This is a genomic window from Photobacterium sp. GB-210, from assembly GCF_003026075.1.
Taxonomy (GTDB): domain Bacteria; phylum Pseudomonadota; class Gammaproteobacteria; order Enterobacterales; family Vibrionaceae; genus Photobacterium.
Map to the genome: position 1 here is coordinate 59,957 of NZ_PYNU01000003.1, position 20,063 is coordinate 80,019.

General features: G+C 41.5%; 19 protein-coding genes. 7 read left to right on the plus strand and 12 right to left on the minus strand.

Annotated features, from left to right (window positions below):
• Positions 1-9: 9 nt before the first annotated feature.
• The 3 genes from C9J38_RS07285 to tldD all read left to right on the plus strand — a co-directional run bounded on the left by C9J38_RS07285 (position 10) and on the right by tldD (position 6,264).
• Positions 10-3,873, plus strand: a complete 3,864-nt coding sequence (locus tag C9J38_RS07285; protein WP_233218482.1) for a YhdP family protein — start codon at positions 10-12, stop codon at positions 3,871-3,873.
• A 107-nt stretch (positions 3,874-3,980) separates the two neighbouring features.
• On the plus strand, positions 3,981-4,799 hold the full coding sequence (locus tag C9J38_RS07290) for a carbon-nitrogen hydrolase family protein (protein WP_107206523.1): 819 nt from the start codon (positions 3,981-3,983) through the stop codon (positions 4,797-4,799).
• A 19-nt stretch (positions 4,800-4,818) separates the two neighbouring features.
• Positions 4,819-6,264, plus strand: coding sequence for a metalloprotease TldD (gene tldD, locus C9J38_RS07295; RefSeq protein WP_107206524.1), 1,446 nt, complete (start codon positions 4,819-4,821; stop codon positions 6,262-6,264).
• Between the two features lie 103 nt (positions 6,265-6,367).
• Here tldD and yjgA read toward each other — a convergent pair whose 3' ends face one another.
• Complete coding sequence (gene yjgA / locus C9J38_RS07300) at positions 6,368-6,892, minus strand: ribosome biogenesis factor YjgA (RefSeq protein WP_107206525.1); 525 nt, start codon at positions 6,890-6,892, stop codon at positions 6,368-6,370.
• Between the two features lie 113 nt (positions 6,893-7,005).
• Between yjgA and pmbA the strand changes: the two genes are divergently transcribed.
• Positions 7,006-8,349 carry a metalloprotease PmbA gene (gene pmbA / locus C9J38_RS07305; protein WP_105061026.1) on the plus strand — a complete coding sequence of 448 codons (1,344 nt, stop codon included), beginning with the start codon at positions 7,006-7,008 and terminating at the stop codon, positions 8,347-8,349.
• Positions 8,350-8,436: 87 nt separating this feature from the next.
• On the opposite strand, the gene mgtE is transcribed toward pmbA, so the two are convergent.
• From mgtE to C9J38_RS07360, 11 genes are all read right to left on the minus strand, one after another.
• Positions 8,437-9,798, minus strand: coding sequence for a magnesium transporter (gene mgtE, locus C9J38_RS07310; protein WP_107206526.1), 1,362 nt, complete (start codon positions 9,796-9,798; stop codon positions 8,437-8,439).
• A gap of 289 nt (positions 9,799-10,087) precedes the next feature.
• Positions 10,088-10,360, minus strand: coding sequence for an HPr family phosphocarrier protein (locus C9J38_RS07315; protein WP_107206527.1), 273 nt, complete (start codon positions 10,358-10,360; stop codon positions 10,088-10,090).
• On the minus strand, positions 10,357-11,208 hold the full coding sequence (rapZ, locus tag C9J38_RS07320) for an RNase adapter RapZ (RefSeq protein WP_107206528.1): 852 nt from the start codon (positions 11,206-11,208) through the stop codon (positions 10,357-10,359). The genes C9J38_RS07315 and rapZ overlap by 4 nt, the downstream gene beginning before the upstream one ends.
• Before the next feature lie 39 nt (positions 11,209-11,247).
• The gene (gene ptsN / locus C9J38_RS07325; RefSeq protein ID WP_107206529.1) at positions 11,248-11,697 is read right to left on the minus strand and encodes a PTS IIA-like nitrogen regulatory protein PtsN; all 450 of its coding nucleotides are present in this window, start codon (positions 11,695-11,697) and stop codon (positions 11,248-11,250) included.
• 2 nt (positions 11,698-11,699) lie between these two features.
• Positions 11,700-11,987 (minus strand): ribosome hibernation promoting factor, encoded by a 288-nt coding sequence (hpf, locus tag C9J38_RS07330; protein WP_005371137.1) that lies wholly within the window; start codon positions 11,985-11,987, stop codon positions 11,700-11,702.
• A 35-nt stretch (positions 11,988-12,022) separates the two neighbouring features.
• The gene (locus C9J38_RS07335) at positions 12,023-13,492 is read right to left on the minus strand and encodes an RNA polymerase factor sigma-54 (RefSeq protein WP_107206530.1); all 1,470 of its coding nucleotides are present in this window, start codon (positions 13,490-13,492) and stop codon (positions 12,023-12,025) included.
• A gap of 73 nt (positions 13,493-13,565) precedes the next feature.
• Entirely contained in the window at positions 13,566-14,291 is a 726-nt protein-coding gene (lptB, locus tag C9J38_RS07340; protein ID WP_005371141.1) for an LPS export ABC transporter ATP-binding protein, read from the minus strand.
• Between the two features lie 9 nt (positions 14,292-14,300).
• The gene (gene lptA / locus C9J38_RS07345; RefSeq protein ID WP_107206531.1) at positions 14,301-14,807 is read right to left on the minus strand and encodes a lipopolysaccharide transport periplasmic protein LptA; all 507 of its coding nucleotides are present in this window, start codon (positions 14,805-14,807) and stop codon (positions 14,301-14,303) included.
• Positions 14,788-15,351 (minus strand): LPS export ABC transporter periplasmic protein LptC, encoded by a 564-nt coding sequence (gene lptC, locus C9J38_RS07350; protein WP_107206532.1) that lies wholly within the window; start codon positions 15,349-15,351, stop codon positions 14,788-14,790. The genes lptA and lptC overlap by 20 nt, the downstream gene beginning before the upstream one ends.
• A gap of 62 nt (positions 15,352-15,413) precedes the next feature.
• Positions 15,414-16,385, minus strand: coding sequence for a KpsF/GutQ family sugar-phosphate isomerase (locus C9J38_RS07355; RefSeq protein ID WP_107206533.1), 972 nt, complete (start codon positions 16,383-16,385; stop codon positions 15,414-15,416).
• Positions 16,386-16,399: 14 nt separating this feature from the next.
• Complete coding sequence (locus tag C9J38_RS07360; protein ID WP_107206534.1) at positions 16,400-17,359, minus strand: calcium/sodium antiporter; 960 nt, start codon at positions 17,357-17,359, stop codon at positions 16,400-16,402.
• Positions 17,360-17,878: 519 nt separating this feature from the next.
• Here C9J38_RS07360 and mlaF point away from each other — a divergent pair.
• From mlaF to mlaD, 3 genes are read left to right on the plus strand one after another with little or no spacing between them, the layout of a single operon-like run.
• Entirely contained in the window at positions 17,879-18,679 is an 801-nt protein-coding gene (gene mlaF / locus C9J38_RS07365) for a phospholipid ABC transporter ATP-binding protein MlaF (protein WP_107206535.1), read from the plus strand.
• Positions 18,680-18,736: 57 nt separating this feature from the next.
• Positions 18,737-19,519: a lipid asymmetry maintenance ABC transporter permease subunit MlaE gene (mlaE, locus tag C9J38_RS07370; protein ID WP_107206646.1), complete on the plus strand. Its 783-nt coding sequence runs from the start codon at positions 18,737-18,739 to the stop codon at positions 19,517-19,519.
• A 57-nt stretch (positions 19,520-19,576) separates the two neighbouring features.
• Positions 19,577-20,056, plus strand: coding sequence for an outer membrane lipid asymmetry maintenance protein MlaD (mlaD, locus tag C9J38_RS07375; protein ID WP_005371156.1), 480 nt, complete (start codon positions 19,577-19,579; stop codon positions 20,054-20,056).
• The last annotated feature ends 7 nt before the right edge of the window (positions 20,057-20,063 follow it).

Sequence of the window (20,063 nt, forward strand, 5' to 3'; positions counted from 1 at the left end):
GTGAACCGTATGGTGGCAAAAACCTTACGTGGTGTATTGTGGTTAGTGGTTATTGTTGCAGTAACATTGGCTATTTTGATCAGTACTCTCCGCTTTTCTCTTCCTCACCTTGACCATTATCGTCAGCCAATAGCGCAGTGGCTTTCTCAGCAAACACATACCCAAATATCGGTAGAAAATATTGATGGGCGCTGGCTACAATCGGGGCCCGAAATAAAATTTAACCAATTATCGGTGGCTGAAAATAATCATTCAGCACCATTAGTGAAGGTTGGGCAAGCCGAGATCTATTTAGATTTCTGGCAGTCAGTGCTGACATTTAGACCCATCTTTAAACATGTCCAAATTGAGCAATTCGATTTAGATATTACACAACTTCCACGTCGTGCTTCGAAACCCTCTTCTGATATTTCTTTTGTTAAACGGTTAGAGCAATTTTTTTTCACGCGTATTGATAATGTGACATTAAAAAACGCGACGGTTACCGTTCCTTCTCCTTCAGGTAAAGCATTACATCTAGCGGTTACACAACTTAACTGGCGCAATGAGGGAGGGCATCATTTTGCTCAAGGTTCCGTTGGATTGATTAATAGTCCATTAGGCCAAGTTGAAGTAAAAGCAGACATTACCGAACAAGGTGGTTTGTCTAGTGTGAATGGAACGCTATATCTCAAAGGAAAAAACATTTCGGTCACACCATGGTTAAATAAAAAATTTACCGGTGTCGCTGATATTTCAGACAGTAAATTGAGTATGCAAGCGTGGTTATCGTTAGATCAAGGCACGATAAGTTCAGCGATGATCCAACTTGCCAAAAGTCATATTGATTGGACGACCCAACATAAATCACACCAAATTGTTATTAACGGTGGCGTTGTTGCGCTAAAGCCCACCTTCGATAAACAGCAACGCGTATGGCGTATTGATACCGAGCAATTTGATATAGCTACCGATAAGATATCGTGGCCTAAATTTGATATCGCAGCGCAATTTTCACTTAATAAGCAATGGCAGCCTGTAAATTGGAAAGCCGCACTGACCAATATCAAATTAGATCGATTACTACCATTGCGATCTTTTTTACCCAAGTCGAATAGTATTACGGAAGCGATCACTGCGTTACAACCGACAGGGCTGGTGACAAAAATTCGGGTTGCTGGCGAGCAAGATAAGCCGATCCATTTTTCATTAAATCTTGATGATTTAGCATTTAAACAGTGGCAGTTACTACCTGGTATTAATAAGCTAAATGCGCATATTGCTGGTGATACAACACAAGGTGCAGTGAAAATTCGAGTCGATGATGATGCTCTGCCTTATGGTAAGGTTTTTCCGAAACCATTAAACATCAATGACGCGACGATTGATGCATATTGGAAACATGATAATCAAGGCACCAGTTTATGGAGTGATAAACTGAGTGTGGCCACCCCAGATCTCAATGCAAAAGGGCAATTTAGACTCGATTTTTATCAAAAATCGCCTGCATGGTTGGCTTTTTATGGTGAAGCGTCGGTTAAAGATGCTGGGCAAACATGGCGTTATTTACCTCGACCAGCGCTTGGTAATAAATTAACCCATTATCTAGCTACCGCGATAAAAGGCGGTACGGTGAAAGACGCTGAACTGCTCTGGTTTGGTCCTTTAAACACATTTCCTTATCCTAATCATGATGGTGTCTTTGAAGTTAAAGTCCCACTGAAAAAAGCAAAATTTCAGTTTGATCCTGATTGGCCATTATTAACAGATCTCAATCTTAATTTAGGCTTTAAAAATGATCGTATGACGATTGATGCCAGTCATGTAAAAACGTTATCAGCCGTTGGCTCTAATGTGGTTGGTGGGGCAAAATTAGCCCCTGATGGGCATTTGAAACTAGCATTTGATCTTGCCGCTAGTGGAAAAGATGTTACAGAGTACATGCTGAAAACGCCATTAGCCGATTCTGTAGGGAGCGCATTACAAACAGTGAGGGTGAATGGGCCTGTTACAGCTAAATTAACCCTTGATATACCTTTTGACGGCAGTGATGTGGATGCGAAAGGTCAGGTGTTTTTTAAAAATAATCGTATCGATTTACGAACACCAGCTCTGACTGTTGATAATACTTACGGTAGTTTAACCTTTGATAATGCCAAAATTAGGGCTGAAGACTTAAGCGGTAAATTATTTGATCAACCGATTAGGCTTGGATTTACGGGTAATAATGTTGCAAACAATCATTATCGAGTAAATGTTGATGTGGCTGGTGATTGGCAAGTCGCTCGATTGCAGCCTTATATTCCTAAACAGTTATTGCATTATCTTTCAGGAACCAGTGATTGGAAAACAAATGTCCAGGTAGATTTAGAAGGTGATTATTTTACTTACAAAGTAAAAAGTCTATTACCTCTTACCCACATTAAGAGTGATTTACCCTATCCGTTATCTTATCAACCTAAGCTCAATCAATCGCAGTTTATGACGGTGAATGTTGATGGCAATGCACAAAGCTTTAATGGGCAACTTCAGATGCCTGATGCGGCTTATCAAGCACGTGTGAACCTTATTGATGGAAAACCACAATTAGCAGCCAGTGATTTGATGATTGGTAAAAAAGAGATTCAGTCATCATTAGGTATTGGACATGTGGTGAATATCGATACTAAGGCATTCAATGTTGATTCGTGGATCGCTTTTGCGAATAAGTGGCAACAATCAAACACCAATAAAAGCCATGGTAATGAGGGGATTGTATGGCCGATTCCAAGCAAGATAGAGGCAAAAGTTAAGCAGTTAACCTTGGGCGGGTTAGTGTGGAATGATGTTAATTTGCATGTCAAACATGGTCATCAGTGGTCCGCGAAATTAGAGAGCCGACAAGCTGAAGGCTATATTACTTGGGATCAGAAAAATACAGTGAATGCGATCTTTAAATCCCTTCATCTTAACTTTCCACAATTAGATAAAAAGTCAGTTACTCAGCAGCAAGCTGATATTACTAAAAAAGCGCCTTTTCTATTATCTCCGATAGTCACAGCGCTAGATCGTAAGGTAATGGCTGCGATCCCTGCTATTAAACTTACGATATCGGATGCATGGCTACAGGGTTATCGATTAGGGCAAGTCAATGCTGTACTTGAGAAGTCCTCAAATCAATTAACGTTGAAAACGTTCAATATTAATGCTGGTAATATCAAATTAGATGCTAATGGACGTTGGTATTTTAAAGATAACCGTAATCATTCGGCGTTAAGTTTCATGGTGAAAGGTGACAATAGCTCCGATTTATTAGGTCGCTTTGGTATTGAAGGTGGCGTGCAAGATGCATCGTTTGATACGAGTATTTCAGCCGCATGGCAAGGATCACCTTGGGCGATGGATCGCCGAACATTAAATGGCAAGGTGAAAACAGATATTGGCAAAGGGCTAGTCAGTGGCGCATTTGGCGCAGGACGATTGCTTGGCCTGTTTAGTTTAGATTCTATTATTCGAAAAATGCAGCTCGATTTCTCGGGGGTATTTGATAATGGCTTAGCGTTTAACTATATCAAAGGAACAGGAACAATTAAGCAAGGCACCTTTTATAGTAACGATATCAAGATGCAAGCATTAGCCGGTGATATGTACATTAAAGGTAAGGTTGATCTGGTGGATGAAAAGGTCGATGCAAATGTGAAGTTTATTCCTGACTTTACCTCGGGCTTACCTGTTTTAACCGCTTTTGCTGTTGCGCCACAAACAGCGTTATATGTGTTAGCTATTTCAACGGTGTTATCACCCGTGTTAGATGTGATCACTCAGGTTAATTATCAAGTAACGGGTTCGATTGAAGCTCCGAACGTTGTAGAGCGCTCACGCTTATCTGGTGAGTATACTGTGCCTGATGAGTAAGCTAAATGAATGGGTTGCGTTAATTTTTATCAGTGGTACAACAAAGAGATAGTAATAAATACGTTATATGTTGAGTATAACAAGTGTATAGGCCCAGGGAGAAGGTCATGGCGAAGATTGGTTTAGTACAAATGAATTCGGGAGCCGATCCTGAACATAATCTCACTAAATTAAAAAAGAAAGTGAAAGGGCTTCAGCTACAAGGGGCTAAATTGGTTGTTACTCCTGAAAATACCTTAGTTTTTGGTAGTAAAGCAGATTACCAGAAATGGGCTGAACCTCTCAATGACGGCCCATTTCAAAAAGAATTATCAGCATTAACTGAAAAGTTAGGCATTTGGCTTTTACTGGGCTCAATGCCTATCTTACAACCCGATGGTTCAATCACATCAACCAGCTTGTTATATAACGATAAAGGCCAACTCCAAGAACATTATAATAAGCTGCATATGTTCGATGTCGATGTTGCCGATAAACACCGTAGCTATCGAGAGTCTGATACTTTTAAAGCGGGTGATGAGCTTAAAGTCGTAAAAACACCGTATGGCAATATCGGGATGTCGATTTGCTATGATGTAAGATTTCCATTGCAATATAGTGCATTACGCGCACAAGGTGCTGATATTATTGTTGTGCCCGCAGCGTTTACTAAGTTAACAGGTAAAGCGCATTGGGAAGTATTATTACGAGCTCGTGCTATTGAAACTCAGTGTTGGGTGATTGCCGCTGCACAATGGGGCGAGCATAATGAAGGGCGAGAAACATGGGGCCACTCAATGATTATTGATCCTTGGGGGCAAATTGTTGCCTGTCAGCAGCAAGGCACCGGTGTTCTGACTGCCAATATTGATTTACAATTATCTGAGAAGATCCGCGCCAACATGCCTGTTGCTGAACATACTAAATTTTATGTTCAACCGCGCTAAATAATTTAAGAGCAAATTAATGACCCTTAACACCGTAGAAAATACCATGCTAGACCAATCAGGTCTTGGCCGTGATGAACTGCATAATATCCTTGGGCTAATTGCAGCAAGAGATGTGGATTATGCCGATATTTATTTCCAATCTTGCTGGCATGAGTCGTTAGTACTGGAAGACAGTATTATTAAAGATGGTTCGTTTAATATCGATCGTGGTGTAGGTGTACGTGCGGTTGCTGGCGAGAAAACAGGTTTTGCATATTCTGATCAAATAAACCTATTGGCACTAACGCAAAGTGCCAAAGCGGCACGTGGTATTGTGCGCCAAGGGGGAAGTGGCAAAGTACAAACTTTCAGCCCACTAACACCATCAGGTATTTATGCCCCTATTAATCCATTAGGTAGTCTTGATAAATTCCAAAAAATTGCATTACTGGAAGAAATTGATCGTTATATTCGTACTAAAGAGCCATTAGTCACGGAAGTGTCGGTTAGCATCAATGGTGTCTATGAAGAGGTGTTAGTTGCCGCGCTTGATGGCACTTATGCGGCAGATATTCGCCCGCTTGTTCGTTTATCAATCAGTGTTCTGGTTGAAAAAGGCGATAAACGTGAGCGTGGTAGTGCGGGTGGCGGTGGTCGTTACGGTTATGAAATGTTCTTAACTGAAACCGATGGTAAAAGCCAAGCATTGTATTTTGCTGATGAAGCTATCCGCCAAGCATTGATTAACCTAGAAGCAGAGGCAGCCCCTGCAGGTACCATGCCGGTGGTTTTAGGAGCGGGTTGGCCTGGCGTGTTGTTACACGAAGCTGTCGGCCATGGCCTTGAAGGCGACTTTAACCGTAAAGGTTCATCGATGTTCTCTGGTCAGTTAGGTGAGCAAGTCACATCACCGTTATGTACCATTGTCGATGACGGTACACTGGTTGATCGTCGAGGCTCTATTAACATTGATGATGAAGGTACACCTTCACAATACAATGTGCTGGTGGAAGGCGGTAAGCTAAAAGGCTACATGCAAGATAAGCTTAACGCACGTCTAATGGGCGTAGCGCCTACTGGTAATGGTCGTCGTGAGTCATATGCGCATTTACCTATGCCTCGCATGACAAACACTTACATGCTGCCTGGTGAACATACACCAGAAGAAATTATTTCCAGCGTGAAGAAAGGCATCTATGCCCCTAACTTCGGTGGTGGTCAGGTTGATATCACATCGGGGAAATTTGTATTCTCTGCATCAGAAGCTTACTTAATTGAAAACGGTAAGATCACTCGTCCAATTAAAGGCGCAACTTTAATTGGTAGCGGTATTGAAGCGATGCAGCAAGTTTCTATGGTTGGTAATGACTTAGATATCGACCGTGGTGTGGGTGTGTGTGGTAAAGCGGGACAAAGTGTACCTGTGGGTGTTGGTCAGCCAACCCTGAAAATTGATTCAATGACAGTAGGCGGCACTGAGTAAATCTTCTCGCACGTCTATTTGATAAAGAAAAAGCCAGCATGAATAATTCCTGCTGGCTTTTTTTATTTTTACTTTATCACAACGAAAAGAGGTGAGTGATCACTTAGTCTGCTAGGTATAAAGATTTTAAGTATTGGAAAATTTCACGGTAAGCCTTACCTGGCTTCTCTTGTGATTTTTCTTTTGTTGCTTGGCGAACAAGCTGGCGTAAATGTTGGCGATCAGCATCTGGGTGATCGACCAAGATAGCATTGATCATGCTATCGCCATTTTCGATTAACTTATCCCGTTTTAGCTCAAGCTTTTTCAGCGCAACAGTATGCTGAGAGTGCTTATTACGTAATTTATCGAGTGCCGCTTGGATTGGTTCAATGTCGATAAAGCGCATTTGCTTACCGATATATTGAAGTTGACGACGACGTGCTTCTTTATTAAAGCGCTGAGCGTCTTTAATTGCATTCATCATTTCGTCATCAAGAGGCATCTTAGCGAGTGCATTAGGTGTTAATTCAACTAACTCTTCACCAATTTTTTGTAGCGCATCCATGTCGCGTTTCATCTCGGATTTACTTACCCAGATGATTTCTTCTTCTTCATCCCAAGGGGCTTTCTTGTTTTTACGGCTCATAATGGGCTCACTAACACTATCAATAGCTCTATTTTATCAGTTTAATAACGATTTTGGGCGTAAATTACATTATTCTATAACCAATAAGCAAAACTCTAACCTTAAGTGATTGTATGGACGTAAGAGAACAGGTAGCCCAGCAGCGTGTTGAACTGGAAGCTGCGGTTGCGAAAGCACTGGAAGTCGCCGGTAAACAAGCGGATGCCGCCGAAGTAGCCATTAACAAAACAACAGGGATCAGTGTCTCTACACGTATGTGTGATGTTGAGAATGTTGAATTTAATAGTGATGGCGCATTAGGGATCACTGTTTATCGCGGAAATCGCAAAGGCAGCGCATCAACTTCTGATTTAAGTGAATCAGCAATTGCTCAGACAGTAGCAGCCGCACTGGATATTGCTAATTACACTTCAGAAGATCCTTTTGCAGGGCCAGGTCCGAAAGAATTAATGGCACGTGATATTCCTGATTTGGATTTATTCCATCCAGATGAGCCAGAGCCCGATCGCGCAGCCGCGATTGCTATTGCTGCAGAAGAAGCCGCATTAGCTTATGATCCTCGAATTAAACAAAGTGATGGCGCAAGCTATGATAGCCATTACGGTGTCCGTGTTTATGGAAACAGCCACGGCATGTTGGCAAGTTATGCCTCAAGTCGTCACAGCATCAGTTGTTGTGTGATAGCGGAAGGTAAAAATGGTGAGATGGAGCGAGATTACAGCTACACCACTTCACGTTTAGCCTCTGAGATGTGGACACCAGAGCGTGTGGGTCGCCATGCAGCTGAGCGTACAGTGGGGCGTGTTGATGCGCAGAAACTGACAACCCGTGAAGCGCCTGTGATGTTTGCAGCGGATATTGCCACAGGCTTGTTTGGTCACTTAGTGATGGGGATCAGTGGTGCTAATCTGTACCGTAAATCTTCTTTCTTGGTTGATAAGTTAGGTGAGCAAATTTTCCCTGAGTGGTTAGGTATTAGCGAGCGTCCACATATTTTACGTGGTATGGCGAGTACCCCGTTTGATAGCGAAGGTTTAGCCACTTATGACCGTGAAATCATTACCGACGGTGTGCTACAAACTTACTTATTGACCAGCTACGCTGCCCGTAAAATGAATATGCAGCCAACAGGTCATGCGGGTGGTATCCATAACTGGATGGTGAAATCGACCGGTGAGTCTTTTGAGCAAATGCTGAAGAAGATGGATCGAGGTTTATTGGTCACAGAGCTAATGGGTCAAGGCGTGAATATCGTAACGGGTGATTACTCGCGTGGTGCAGCGGGTTTCTGGGTTGAGAATGGTCAAATTCAATATCCAGTGTCTGAAATTACGATTGCCGGTAATTTAAAAGATATGATGCAGAATATCGTTGCTATTGGTAATGATACTGAAACTCGCAGTCAGATCTTAACTGGCTCGATGTTATTAGATTCAATGAAGATTGCTGGTGAGTAATTTTTGCTAAATTGATTAAAACGAAAAGCCCGAATCAACATGATTCGGGCTTTTTTTATTTATTCATATTACAGGAAAGGGCTATTTTTAGGGGGTAATGAAGATAGTCGCAAGACCAAGGAATACCATTAAACCGACAATATCAGTACATGTCGTTAATGCCATACCGCCAGCTAATGCTGGATCGATCTTGAGTTTTTTCAATCCAATCGGGATCAATACACCCGCAACACCGGCAACAAATAAGTTAGCAAGCATTGCGCCGGCCATAATAGCACCTAGCATTAAACTGCCTTTCCAAACAACGACAACCGCACCGATAATTAACGCCCATATAAAGCCATTGATTAAACCAACACGGGCCTCTTTACTTAGTAGCCAGCGGGTGTTGGTATCACCGATGTGACCGACAGCTAAACCACGAATAACCAGAGCAACGGTTTGGTTACCAGCAACGCCACCCATTGAGGGAACGATAGTCATCAATACAGCAACAGTAGCCATCTGTTGTAAAGTGTTTTCAAACATGTTGGAAACAGAGGCTGCAGCGAGTGCTGTTAATACGTTAACACCTAACCAAATACTACGACTTTTGGCTGATTTTAAAACTGGCGCAAAGGTATCTTCGTCATCGTCCATACCCGCCATACTCATCATTGAGTGTTCGGCTTCTTCACGAATGAGATCGACCACGTCATCGATAGTAATACGACCAAGTAATAGATTATTTTGATCGACAACAGGTGCTGAAACCCAGTTACGACGTTCAAACAAATTGGCGATTTCACTGTCAGGCATATCGACAGGAATGGCTTCATCTGCATCTTCCATCACATCTTTGATTTCAATATCAGGCTGTGTCGTAATTAGTGTAGCAAGAGATAAATGGCCTATTAAGGTTTCGTTGCTATCAACGACATATAAAGCATCTGTCGCTTCAGGTAACTCGCCTCGCATACGCAAATAACGTAAGACAACATCAGCGGTAACATCACCACGAATGGTGATGAAGTCGGTACTCATCATACCGCCAGCAGTATCTTCAGGGTACGCGAGCGCTTTCTCGATACGATGACGGTCAGTGCTATCCATTTGCGCCAGTACTTCTTGATAACGTTCATCAGGAAGACTACGCAGTACATAAGCGACATCATCGCTTTCCATCCCCTCGGTCACAGCAGCCAGTTTCTCTGGCTCCATTTGCGAGACGATACCATCTTTTACATCTTCAGATAGTTCATCAAGGATTTCACCTTGCTCTTCAGGATCGGTCAGTTGCCATAGTACTTGACGTTCTTTCGGAGGAGAGGCTTCCAACAGATGTGCAATATCTTCCGGCTCCATTTCTTGAAGGAGTCGGCGAACATGGACAAACATGCCATTTTCTAATGCAGTATTAACTTCTTGGAGTCGTTGATGGGTTTGATCTTGTTCTAATACATCCGCCATAGGTATTAGGCCCACTTATATTTTGATGGCGCAATAAGTTGAATTTTAACGTAATCACCTAGCTTTTGTCTCACATGTTTTACGTATAATGAGCAGATTTATCCTTCTCACATATATCACATACACAATTACTCGGTTATTTAACGGAAAGTTATCACCAGTTGCCTACAGAGTTATTAATAATAGCGATAATTAAAGCAGAATTTCAGATTTAGTTGTCAATGACACATGAGAAAATCATTTAAAGTGTAATTGAAAAGTGAGTGGCATTGAGTCTTAAACGTAATGTTTAATTTTCTTCATCAAATCCGGCTTCAATTAAAGCGGAAATAGCGTTAAGTGCTGAGACTTCGTCTAAACCTTCAGCACTTACCATGATTTTTTGTCCTTGTGCAGAATCAAGCATTAAAAGCCCCATGACACTGTCAGCAGTGGCTGATACATCAGCATTACTCACGGTGATCACTGCGGTAAAGCTTTGTGCTAGTTCAACCAGTTTAATTGCCGCGCGTGCGTGTAAGCCGAGTCGGTTTTTAATAAATAATTCGCGTTGGACAGTCATTGTTTTTCTTCTAATGTGCGGTGACGAACTTGGACTTGTTGACCGTGGTGTTCAAAGTAGTCAGCAAGAGATTGTGCAATATAGACAGAACGATGTTGGCCGCCAGTACAACCAATGGCTACCGTGACATAGCTGCGGTTGTTTTTTTCAAGCATTGGGAGCCAAGTTTCGATGAAATTACGAATTTGGTAATTAAGTTGATTCACTTCACTTTGGCTGGAAAGAAAATCTTTTACCTCTTGATCTAGCCCTGTTTGAGGTTTGAGTTCAGGTACCCAATGAGGGTTGGGTAAAAAGCGAACATCAAATACATAATCGGCATCTGAAGGTAAACCATGCTTAAAGCCAAATGATTCAAAAACAAGAATCAGCTCTTTTGCTTCTCGACCTAATACGCGAGCACGAACGGTTTCACTTAAATCATGAATGGATTTATTTGTGGTATCGATAACTAAATCAGCGTGCTCTTTTAAATCACCTAATATGGCACTTTCAGAGGTAATCGCTTGCTCTAGAGTCATATTTTGCCGAGATAAAGGATGTAAGCGACGAGTTTCGCTATAACGTTTAACTAACTCTTTATCATCAGCATCGAGAAAAACAACGTTAACATCAACATCGTTCTCAAGTGATTTGAGAATACGCTGTATTTCACCTGGCTGCTGAGGCATGTTACGTACATCAATACTGACTGCTATATCTTGCTCAGTATGGGCAATGTCTTTGACAAATTGCGGCAGTAGAGTAACAGGTAGATTATCGACACAGTAATAGCCGAGATCTTCAAGCACACGTAAGGCGACAGATTTTCCTGAACCAGAACGGCCACTTACAACCATTAACATCATGGTTTATTTACCTCGGTAATTGGGATATGGAGTAAAAGCTCACGATTCATCGGTAAGGATATGATACAGCTCTTGATCGCTAGTTGCATGACGCAGTTGTTTACATACTTGCTTGTTACCTAGCTTTTCAGCCATGCTTGCAAGCGTTTTTAAATGCTCTTTACATTGCTCTTCTGGTACAAACAGCGCAAACAGAAGATCAACGGGCTGATTATCAATTGCGTCAAAATCAATCGGTTCTTGGCATTGAATCAATACGGCAATGGCTTGATCGCTATTACTGATACGTCCATGAGGGATCGCAATACCATTACCAATACCTGTAGTCCCCATCTTTTCACGATTGAGCATACATTCGAATAGTGGCTGTGGGTTTTGATCGAGATGAGCGGCAGCTATCTCACTAATGAGTTCTAGCGCGCGTTTTTTGCTGGAGCAAGGGACTGCACTTTTAGTGCAGTCCAGGCTCAATACATGACTAAGTTGCATAGTTAGTGGCTGTTGAGCTTATCTTTGTGTTTGTTTAATTGACGGACGAGTTTATCAGTCAATTCATCAATCGCAGCATACATATTTTCAGAATCCGCTTTTGCGTGGATTTCCCCTGCGTTAATATGTAGTGTAGCTTCAGCGATCTGTTGAAGCTTTTCAACATTAAGTATTACTTGGACATTGTTTATTTTATCGAAGAAGCGCTCAAGTTTTTCAAACTTGGTCGTGACATATTCACGAAGAGAATCGGTTACATCAACATGGTGCCCTGTAATATTGATTTGCATAGACATCTTCCTTTTGTTGGATCTGACCTGTTAATCTAGATCAGACGTTTTCGCTGGTTCGACGGCGGAATACCTAAGGATTCACGGTACTTAGCGATAGTCCGCCTTGCTACCATAATGCCTTGCTCGGCTAGTAGTGTCGCAATTTTGCTGTCACTTAATGGCTTCGCTTGGTTTTCTGCTGCAACAAGTTTCTTCACCAGTGCGCGGATGGCAGTAGACGAACATTCGCCACCATTATCCGTACTGACATGACTTGAGAAGAAGTATTTCAATTCAAAAATACCTCGAGGTGTATGCATATATTTTTGCGTTGTGACTCGAGATATGGTGGATTCATGCATTTCTACGGCAAGGGCGATGTCATTTAATACCATGGGTTTCATCGCTTCTTCGCCATATTCAAAGAAGTCTTGCTGATGTTCGACAATGCAGCGAGCAACTTTGAGTAATGTTTCATTTCGACTTTCTAAACTTTTGATCAGCCATTTAGCATCTTGCAGATGAGTACGAATAAATTGGCTATCTGCACTATTACGGGTATTTTTGCTTAATGCTGCATATTGTTCATTGACTTTAATACGTGGCACGCTGTCAGGGTTGATAGTGACTACCCATTTGCCGTGATCTTTAAACACAGAGACATCTGGTACCACATATTCGGTGTCTGAATGAATAACACGATTGCCTGGACGCGGATCGAGCGAATGGATCAACGCCATTACGGCTTTTAAATCGGCTTCTTTTAGTTTGGTTTCACGCATCAGTTGTCGATAATCACGATTGCCTAAAAGAGCAATATGATCAGACAGTAGCATTTTGGCTTCAGTGAGCCACTGGGTCTCTTTTGGGTAGGTAGCCAGTTGCAATAACAAGCATTCTTGCAAATTACGAGAAGCGACACCGAGAGGGTCAAATTGTTGTACGCGTTTTAATACCGCTTCAACTTCATCTAGCTCAAGTTCATCATCATCAAAACTCTCTAGAATATCTTCTGCAGAGCAGGATAAATATCCTTTTTCATCAACAGCATCAATGATAGCTGTTGCAATGGCAAGATCAGTTTCACTAAATGGGGTTAGCTGAACTTGCCACATTAGGTAGTCTTGCAACGATTCCGTGGTTTCCCCTTGATAGGCAGGAATATCATCGTCAAGTGCAATGCCCGTACTGCCTGTTCCTGCGCTATAAACATCATCCCAAGTCGTATCGACGGGGAGTTCTTCTGGCATTTCATTGGTATCGATAACATCGGCGGTGTCAAAGCTTTCAATATCATCAATATTGTCAGAGGCATCGTCTGTTGAAGATTCTGTCGCAGCTTTATCATCGTTTGTCGAAAGATCTTCATTTTCTTCCAGCTCTAGCAATGGATTTCCATCTAGGGCTTCTTGAATTTCCTGTTGGAGATCCAAAGTAGATAACTGCAGCAGGCGAATAGCTTGCTGTAGCTGCGGCGTCATGGCCAGTTGTTGGCCTAGCTTAAGCTGGAGCGAAGTTTTCATTAACGTAGATATACCTTGTCGTTATTATTTTTATGCTGTGGCTTTTTCTTCAATAGCAGACCTATGTAATGTGTTATAAGCGGAATTGGTCACCTAAGTACACGCGCTTAACATGCTCATCGTTGAGAACATGTTCAGGTGTACCGTTAGCGATTAACTGTCCTTGACTTACGATATACGCATGCTCACAGACATCAAGTGTTTCCCTTACATTATGGTCTGTTATTAAGACGCCAAGCCCACGATCACGTAAATGTTCAATGATCTTTTTGATGTCGATCACAGAGATGGGGTCAACACCAGCAAATGGCTCATCAAGTAAAATAAATTTAGGGTTTGCGGCTAATGCTCGTGCAATTTCAACACGGCGTCGCTCACCACCTGATAATGATTGGCCAAGACTGTTACGGATATGCTGGATGTTAAACTCATCCAATAAATCTTCTGCTTTGTCTTGGCGCTCTTCTTTCGTTAATTCTTTGCGCGTCTGGAGTACCGCCATCAAGTTATCATAAACGCTTAAGCGGCGGAAAATCGATGCTTCTTGAGGTAAATAACCGATACCCATACGTGAACGGTTATGCATGGGCTGTAGGCTAATATCGTCACCATCAATGGTGATCACACCTTCATCTCGTGCAACTAAACCTACAATCATATAAAACGATGTCGTTTTACCTGCCCCGTTAGGTCCTAATAGACCGACGATTTTTCCAGATTCAACCTCAAGGCTAACATCAGAAACAACTTTACGTCCGTTATAGCTTTTTGCGAGGTGTTCTGCTTTTAGAATAGCCATAGATACTGTTTATTTCTTGTTATTGTTCAATTGATTTGGTTGGATGACGGTAGTTACGCGCTCTTTGTCGCCACTTTTTGCAACCAAACGTTGTTCATCGATCTTATAAGTGATGACATTACCTTTGATTTCACTGCCATCTTGTATCAAGACTGCGTGATCCGTCATTTTCAAAAATTCTGTTTTTGTGTCATAGCGCATTTTTAATGCTTCGCCATCAATAGGCTTACCATCATCCATAATTTGATGGAAGGTGGCAGGGTTACCATAAGCAACAATAGTTTGCTCTTTGGCGTTGCTATTTGGGCGTGTTACAACAACTTTATCAGCATGAATATCAATTGTGCCCTGACGTAATCTTACATTGCCAGTAAAGGTTGCAATGTTATTTTTTACATCAAGTTCTTGGCTATTCGAGCTGATATTAATCGGTTGTTTAGTATCACTTTTTAATGCCCAAGACGATGTGCTAACACACAATAAGCATAGTAGAGCACTAGTTTTCAGTCGGTTCATATCTACTTTTCACATTTTTTAAGAGTTTAGCGACTTTACGTTTCATATTACCCGTCATACCTTCACCCTGGTTTTGGAAGGCGGGGCCTATAATCATGACATGGTCTTGAGTATTAAAATCTTGAGTTTCAATATTCAATTGCAAGTTATCTGTTTTGATCACTTGGATATCTGAATCGGGTAATAAGTTAAACATACGAACATTGCCATGAAGATTCAGTACCTTATTTTTATCTAAGATAGCGGTATTGGAGCTGATCCGCCATTCTGCATTCTTACCTTCCTTAAATACCCACAATACAGGTTTTACAAAATCGGTCTCACCACTTTTTTCAAAGTATTCAAGATGATCTGAATCGATTTGATAACTACGAATACCTGTGGGGTCAAAGGTTGTATTACTGATATCGTTACCAATGAACATCGGCTTTTCGTCATCAGGTTTTACTTGATGATCTTGTTGCCACTGTTGTTCAAGTTGGTTGTAGCCTAACCATGCACAAAATATTACCAGAAGTACATAGAGTAGCCTTTTTAAAGTCATAGACTTAAGCCTTTATCATGTTTCATTGTTCTAATTCGTTACGCGTTATACTGAGTATGCTACTACATCACGCCTGCTTTTAATAAATCATGCATGTTTAATGCACCAACCAGTTGAGCGTTTTCAGTCACAAGCAACCCATTGATTTTACGATCTTCCATTATTTTTAACCCTTCAGCTGCGAGCAGTTGAGGAGAAATGGTTTGCGGGTTACAAGACATCACATCACCGATACTCGTATTGTGGATATCAATATGGTTATCGAGTAAACGGCGTAAATCGCCATCGGTAAATATCCCGCTAAGTTGTTGCTTATTATTAACGATAGCCGTCATGCCTAAGCCTTTTTTTGAGATTTCTAGCAAGGCATCTTTAATGCTGGCTGTTTCTTCAATAATAGGCAGCATTTTACCGGTATGCATGACATCCGCGATACGCATTAATAATTTTCGTCCAAGTGCTCCTCCTGGATGAGACAAAGCAAAATCATCAGCAGTAAACCCACGTGCTTCCATAACTGAAATTGCTAATGCATCACCCATCACAAGTGTTGCTGTCGTACTTGAGGTTGGTGCTAGATTTAATGGGCAAGCTTCTTTATCTACAGTGATCTGTAAGTTGATAACTGCCATTTTTGCCATACTGGATGTTGGCTTGCCTGTCATGCTGATCATGGGAATTCCCAATCGTTTAATAACAGGCAGTAACGCTAATATTTCAGCTGCTTCGCCAGAGTTAGAAATTGCGATCACAACATCTTCTTGTTTGATCATGCCTAAATCACCATGGCTTGCTTCACCAGGATGTACGAAAAAGGCAGGTGTACCGGTACTCGCCAGTGTTGCTGCTAGTTTTCTACCAATATGACCCGATTTACCCATTCCCATCACAATGACTTTGCCTTGGCAATCGAGTACCAGCTGACAGGCTTTATTAAAGCTATCATTAATATATCGGCTGATGTTTTGTAATGCTTGAATTTCAATATCCAGCACTTTTTTGCCATGACTAGAAAAGTCAAAGGAGCGAGACATCTGATTATTCTCCATTATGCGGAAATATTTAAGAATAGGTAAGCTTGGTAAGCAATAAAGCACAGTACCAAAAGACCGCCTTCAACACGATTGATTCGACGGCGTTTACCTAATGCCATTAATAATAACAATACAGACAGTCCGAGCATGACATAAAAATCACGCCCCATCGCAAGAGGACTTAATACTGATGGGTTCAGCAGCCCAGGTATACCCATTACTGCTAAAATATTAAAGACATTGGAGCCGATGATATTACCTACCGCCATATCATCTTCACCCTTGTAAATACTCGCGATAGAAGCGGCAAGCTCAGGCAAACTGGTACCAACAGCAATGATCGTTAAACCAATCACTAAGTCACTCATGCCGTAGTGTTTAGCAATAACTACGGCTGACTCTACTACCATATCAGATGAGTAAAGCAGTAAACCTAAACCAATAAAGACCCAGATAATAGCGGATGAGTTTTTAACGCCGGTTGGGATCTCAGCTTCTTGCTCTTCAGCAAGAGGATCGTTTTTGCTCGACTTGCTGATTTTTAACATCGCAAGTAAAAACAGGACAAAAAGCACGGCAAGAAAAGCGCCTTCCATTCGGCCTAAATAATTATCCCACAGTAAGAGGCCAGCAATAACGGTCACGCCTAACATTAGCGGTAATTCACGGCGAATAATGGTTGAACTGATTGATAGTGGCTTCAACATTGCCGTTATACCTAAAATCAGAGCAATATTGGCGATATTAGAGCCAAGCACATTACCTACTGCTGTATCGGTTTTACCTGCAAGTGCTGCGGTCGCTGAAACCATCATTTCGGGTGCCGAAGAGCCCATTGCCAGTATTGTCATACCGATAACAAGTGGCGCAACACCAAAATTTTTAGCCAGTGCTGCAGCGCCATATACTAATCGATCGGCACTCCATACTAATAACACTAACCCTACACAGAGCAATACAATGGCTTCGAGCATTCTAATCCCTTTTAAAAATGGCACGTTAAAAACGAGTACAGTAAATCTAGCGTTGAATCGCTTTTGATATTAGGCCGTAATTTTGACGGTTAGCAAAGCAAAAGGGAAGTATAACAAATGACTAATTCTCTCTATTGTGAACATTTATGAGGGAAAATAACAATCACGATGAATTTATCATGATGGATTGTAAAGCCTTGCTATTTTTAGGGATGATACAAGTATTTGAATAGCGTTCAATTGTTAAGTTAAAATAATACAAGAAAAGGTTAATAAGAATCGTTATCCAAGTAATTGGCGTTTAAAATAACAGCAATACGCCTTAACACTGTAACAATAGATGAGATATGAACCGACTAACTTGAGTTGATGTTTTATTCTCCTTATTATCCTTAGCTATAATGGCTTTCACGCGATAAATATGATTTTTCCTGTGGCTAAGTCATAATTTACTGATTTTTAATAATAATTAGTGTTTTTCATGAGAAATTACCAGTAATTAGAGGCGAATACGAAGCAATGGCTAAAAGCGATATACTGATTTCGATTAAAAACCTAACATTTTCTCGTGGAGAACGATTCATTTTTGATGATATTTCCCTTGATGTGCCACGAGGAAAAGTAACCGCAATTATGGGACCTTCGGGCATAGGTAAAACAACATTACTCCGTTTAATTGGTGGTCAAATTGTGCCAGATAACGGCGAAGTATGGTTTGATGAGTGGAATATCCCAACCTTAAAACGCAGTGATTTATATCAAGCTCGTAAACGAATGAGTATGTTGTTTCAATCGGGCGCGCTTTTTACTGATATGAACGTTTTCGACAATATTGCATTTCCGTTGCGGGAACATACCGATTTACCTGACGATTTATTGCGTAGTTTAGTGTTACTGAAATTAGAAGCAGTAGGGTTACGTGGTGCGGCGCAATTGATGCCGAATGAGTTATCTGGCGGTATGGCACGTCGAGCGGCCTTAGCTCGTGCCATTGCTCTTGATCCTGAATTAATGATGTATGACGAACCTTTTGTCGGACAAGATCCCATTACGATGGGTGTGTTAGTGCAATTAATCAGTAGTCTCAATAAAGCATTAGGTATGACATCTGTGGTTGTTTCTCATGATGTACCCGAAGTGATGAGTATCGCTGATCATGTTTACTTACTATCAGGTGGTAAAATTATTGGCAGTGGTAGCCCTCAAGAATTACGAGAAAATCCAGATCCTCGCGTACGTCAGTTCTTAGACGGTGATGCTGATGGCCCCGTTCCTTTTAAGTTTCCAGCGCAGCCATTAGAGCAAGATTTATTTGGTTAAGCGTTATTCACGATGCGTGTCATGCGCATCTGTTATTCGATGGATTACGAGCAAAAAATGATTGTTGATGCGATAGCTGATTTAGGGCGAAGTGGTATTGAAAAATGCCAAACAATGGGCCGAGCAACGTTAATGTTGTTTGGCGCATTGGTGAGTAAGCCTCAGCCAAGAAAAATGTTTCCGTTATTAATAAAGCAACTGTATTCAGTTGGTGTTTTATCAATAGCGATTATTCTTGTTTCAGGTTTGTTTATCGGCATGGTGCTGAGTTTACAAGGTTACCTTGTACTGGCTGACTTTGGTGCCGAAACGAGCTTAGGACAAATGGTTGCATTGTCTTTACTACGCGAATTAGGTCCGGTAGTGACAGCACTGTTGTTTGCTGGGCGAGCAGGATCTGCACTTACCGCTGAAATAGGTTTAATGAAAGCCACTGAACAGCTTTCAAGTATGGAAATGATGGCGGTTGATCCGCTGCGTCGAGTGATTGCACCACGTTTTTGGGCTGGTGTTATCTCAATGCCATTATTAGCACTGATGTTTAGTGTTGTAGGTTTATGGGGGGCGCAAATTGTTGGCGTTGATTGGAAAGGGATTGATTACGGTAGTTTCTGGTCGGTCATGCAATCGTCAGTGAACTTTAGTTATGACATAGGGAACAGCATTATTAAGGCTGTTGCTTTTGCTATAACGGTAACCTGGATTGCGGTATTTAATGGTTATGATGCCGTTCCTACTTCTGAAGGGATCAGCCGAGCAACGACACGAACAGTGGTGAATTCATCACTGGCGGTATTGGGCTTAGATTTTATTTTGACTGCACTGATGTTTGGTAGCTAATTCGTAAAGAAACCAACATGGTCTTAGTGTGACAAAACAAATTAAATGGATAAAAGCATGCAACAAAATAAACGTTTAGAACTGTGGGTTGGCATTTTTATGTTAGCCGGAATTGCAGCATTATTAGTATTAGCTTTCAAAGTTGCTAACCTACAAAGCTTTGGTAGTAATGAAAGTTACACATTAAAAGCCCATTTCGATAATATCGGTGGTTTAAAAGTCCGCTCTCCCGTGAAGGTCGGTGGTGTAACCGTTGGTGAAGTGACAGCTATTAACCTTGATAAAGAAACCTATATTCCGATGGTTACGTTATCGATTAACAAAAAATTTGGTTATTTCCCTGAAACGAGCTCGGCTTCAATTTTAACATCTGGCCTTTTAGGTGAGCAGTATTTAGGTATTTCCCCTGGGTTCGTTGATGACGATGTCGAGATGCTACATAACGGCGATCTTATTGAAGACACGAAATCTGCGTTAGTATTAGAAGATATGATAGGCCAAGTGCTATATAGCATTGGCGGTGACAAAAAAGACTAGGAGCACC

Coding starts and splice junctions, on each gene's coding strand:
- C9J38_RS07285 (WP_233218482.1), top strand. CDS start 10: ATGGTGGCAAAAACCTTACGTGGTGTATTGTGGTTAGTGGTTATTGTT.
- C9J38_RS07290 (WP_107206523.1), top strand. CDS start 3,981: ATGGCGAAGATTGGTTTAGTACAAATGAATTCGGGAGCCGATCCTGAA.
- tldD (WP_107206524.1), top strand. CDS start 4,819: ATGACCCTTAACACCGTAGAAAATACCATGCTAGACCAATCAGGTCTT.
- yjgA (WP_107206525.1), bottom strand. CDS start 6,892: ATGAGCCGTAAAAACAAGAAAGCCCCTTGGGATGAAGAAGAAGAAATC.
- pmbA (WP_105061026.1), top strand. CDS start 7,006: ATGGACGTAAGAGAACAGGTAGCCCAGCAGCGTGTTGAACTGGAAGCT.
- mgtE (WP_107206526.1), bottom strand. CDS start 9,798: ATGGCGGATGTATTAGAACAAGATCAAACCCATCAACGACTCCAAGAA.
- C9J38_RS07315 (WP_107206527.1), bottom strand. CDS start 10,360: ATGACTGTCCAACGCGAATTATTTATTAAAAACCGACTCGGCTTACAC.
- rapZ (WP_107206528.1), bottom strand. CDS start 11,208: ATGATGTTAATGGTTGTAAGTGGCCGTTCTGGTTCAGGAAAATCTGTC.
- ptsN (WP_107206529.1), bottom strand. CDS start 11,697: ATGCAACTTAGTCATGTATTGAGCCTGGACTGCACTAAAAGTGCAGTC.
- hpf (WP_005371137.1), bottom strand. CDS start 11,987: ATGCAAATCAATATTACAGGGCACCATGTTGATGTAACCGATTCTCTT.
- C9J38_RS07335 (WP_107206530.1), bottom strand. CDS start 13,492: ATGAAAACTTCGCTCCAGCTTAAGCTAGGCCAACAACTGGCCATGACG.
- lptB (WP_005371141.1), bottom strand. CDS start 14,291: ATGGCTATTCTAAAAGCAGAACACCTCGCAAAAAGCTATAACGGACGT.
- lptA (WP_107206531.1), bottom strand. CDS start 14,807: ATGAACCGACTGAAAACTAGTGCTCTACTATGCTTATTGTGTGTTAGC.
- lptC (WP_107206532.1), bottom strand. CDS start 15,351: ATGACTTTAAAAAGGCTACTCTATGTACTTCTGGTAATATTTTGTGCA.
- C9J38_RS07355 (WP_107206533.1), bottom strand. CDS start 16,385: ATGTCTCGCTCCTTTGACTTTTCTAGTCATGGCAAAAAAGTGCTGGAT.
- C9J38_RS07360 (WP_107206534.1), bottom strand. CDS start 17,359: ATGCTCGAAGCCATTGTATTGCTCTGTGTAGGGTTAGTGTTATTAGTA.
- mlaF (WP_107206535.1), top strand. CDS start 17,879: ATGGCTAAAAGCGATATACTGATTTCGATTAAAAACCTAACATTTTCT.
- mlaE (WP_107206646.1), top strand. CDS start 18,737: ATGATTGTTGATGCGATAGCTGATTTAGGGCGAAGTGGTATTGAAAAA.
- mlaD (WP_005371156.1), top strand. CDS start 19,577: ATGCAACAAAATAAACGTTTAGAACTGTGGGTTGGCATTTTTATGTTA.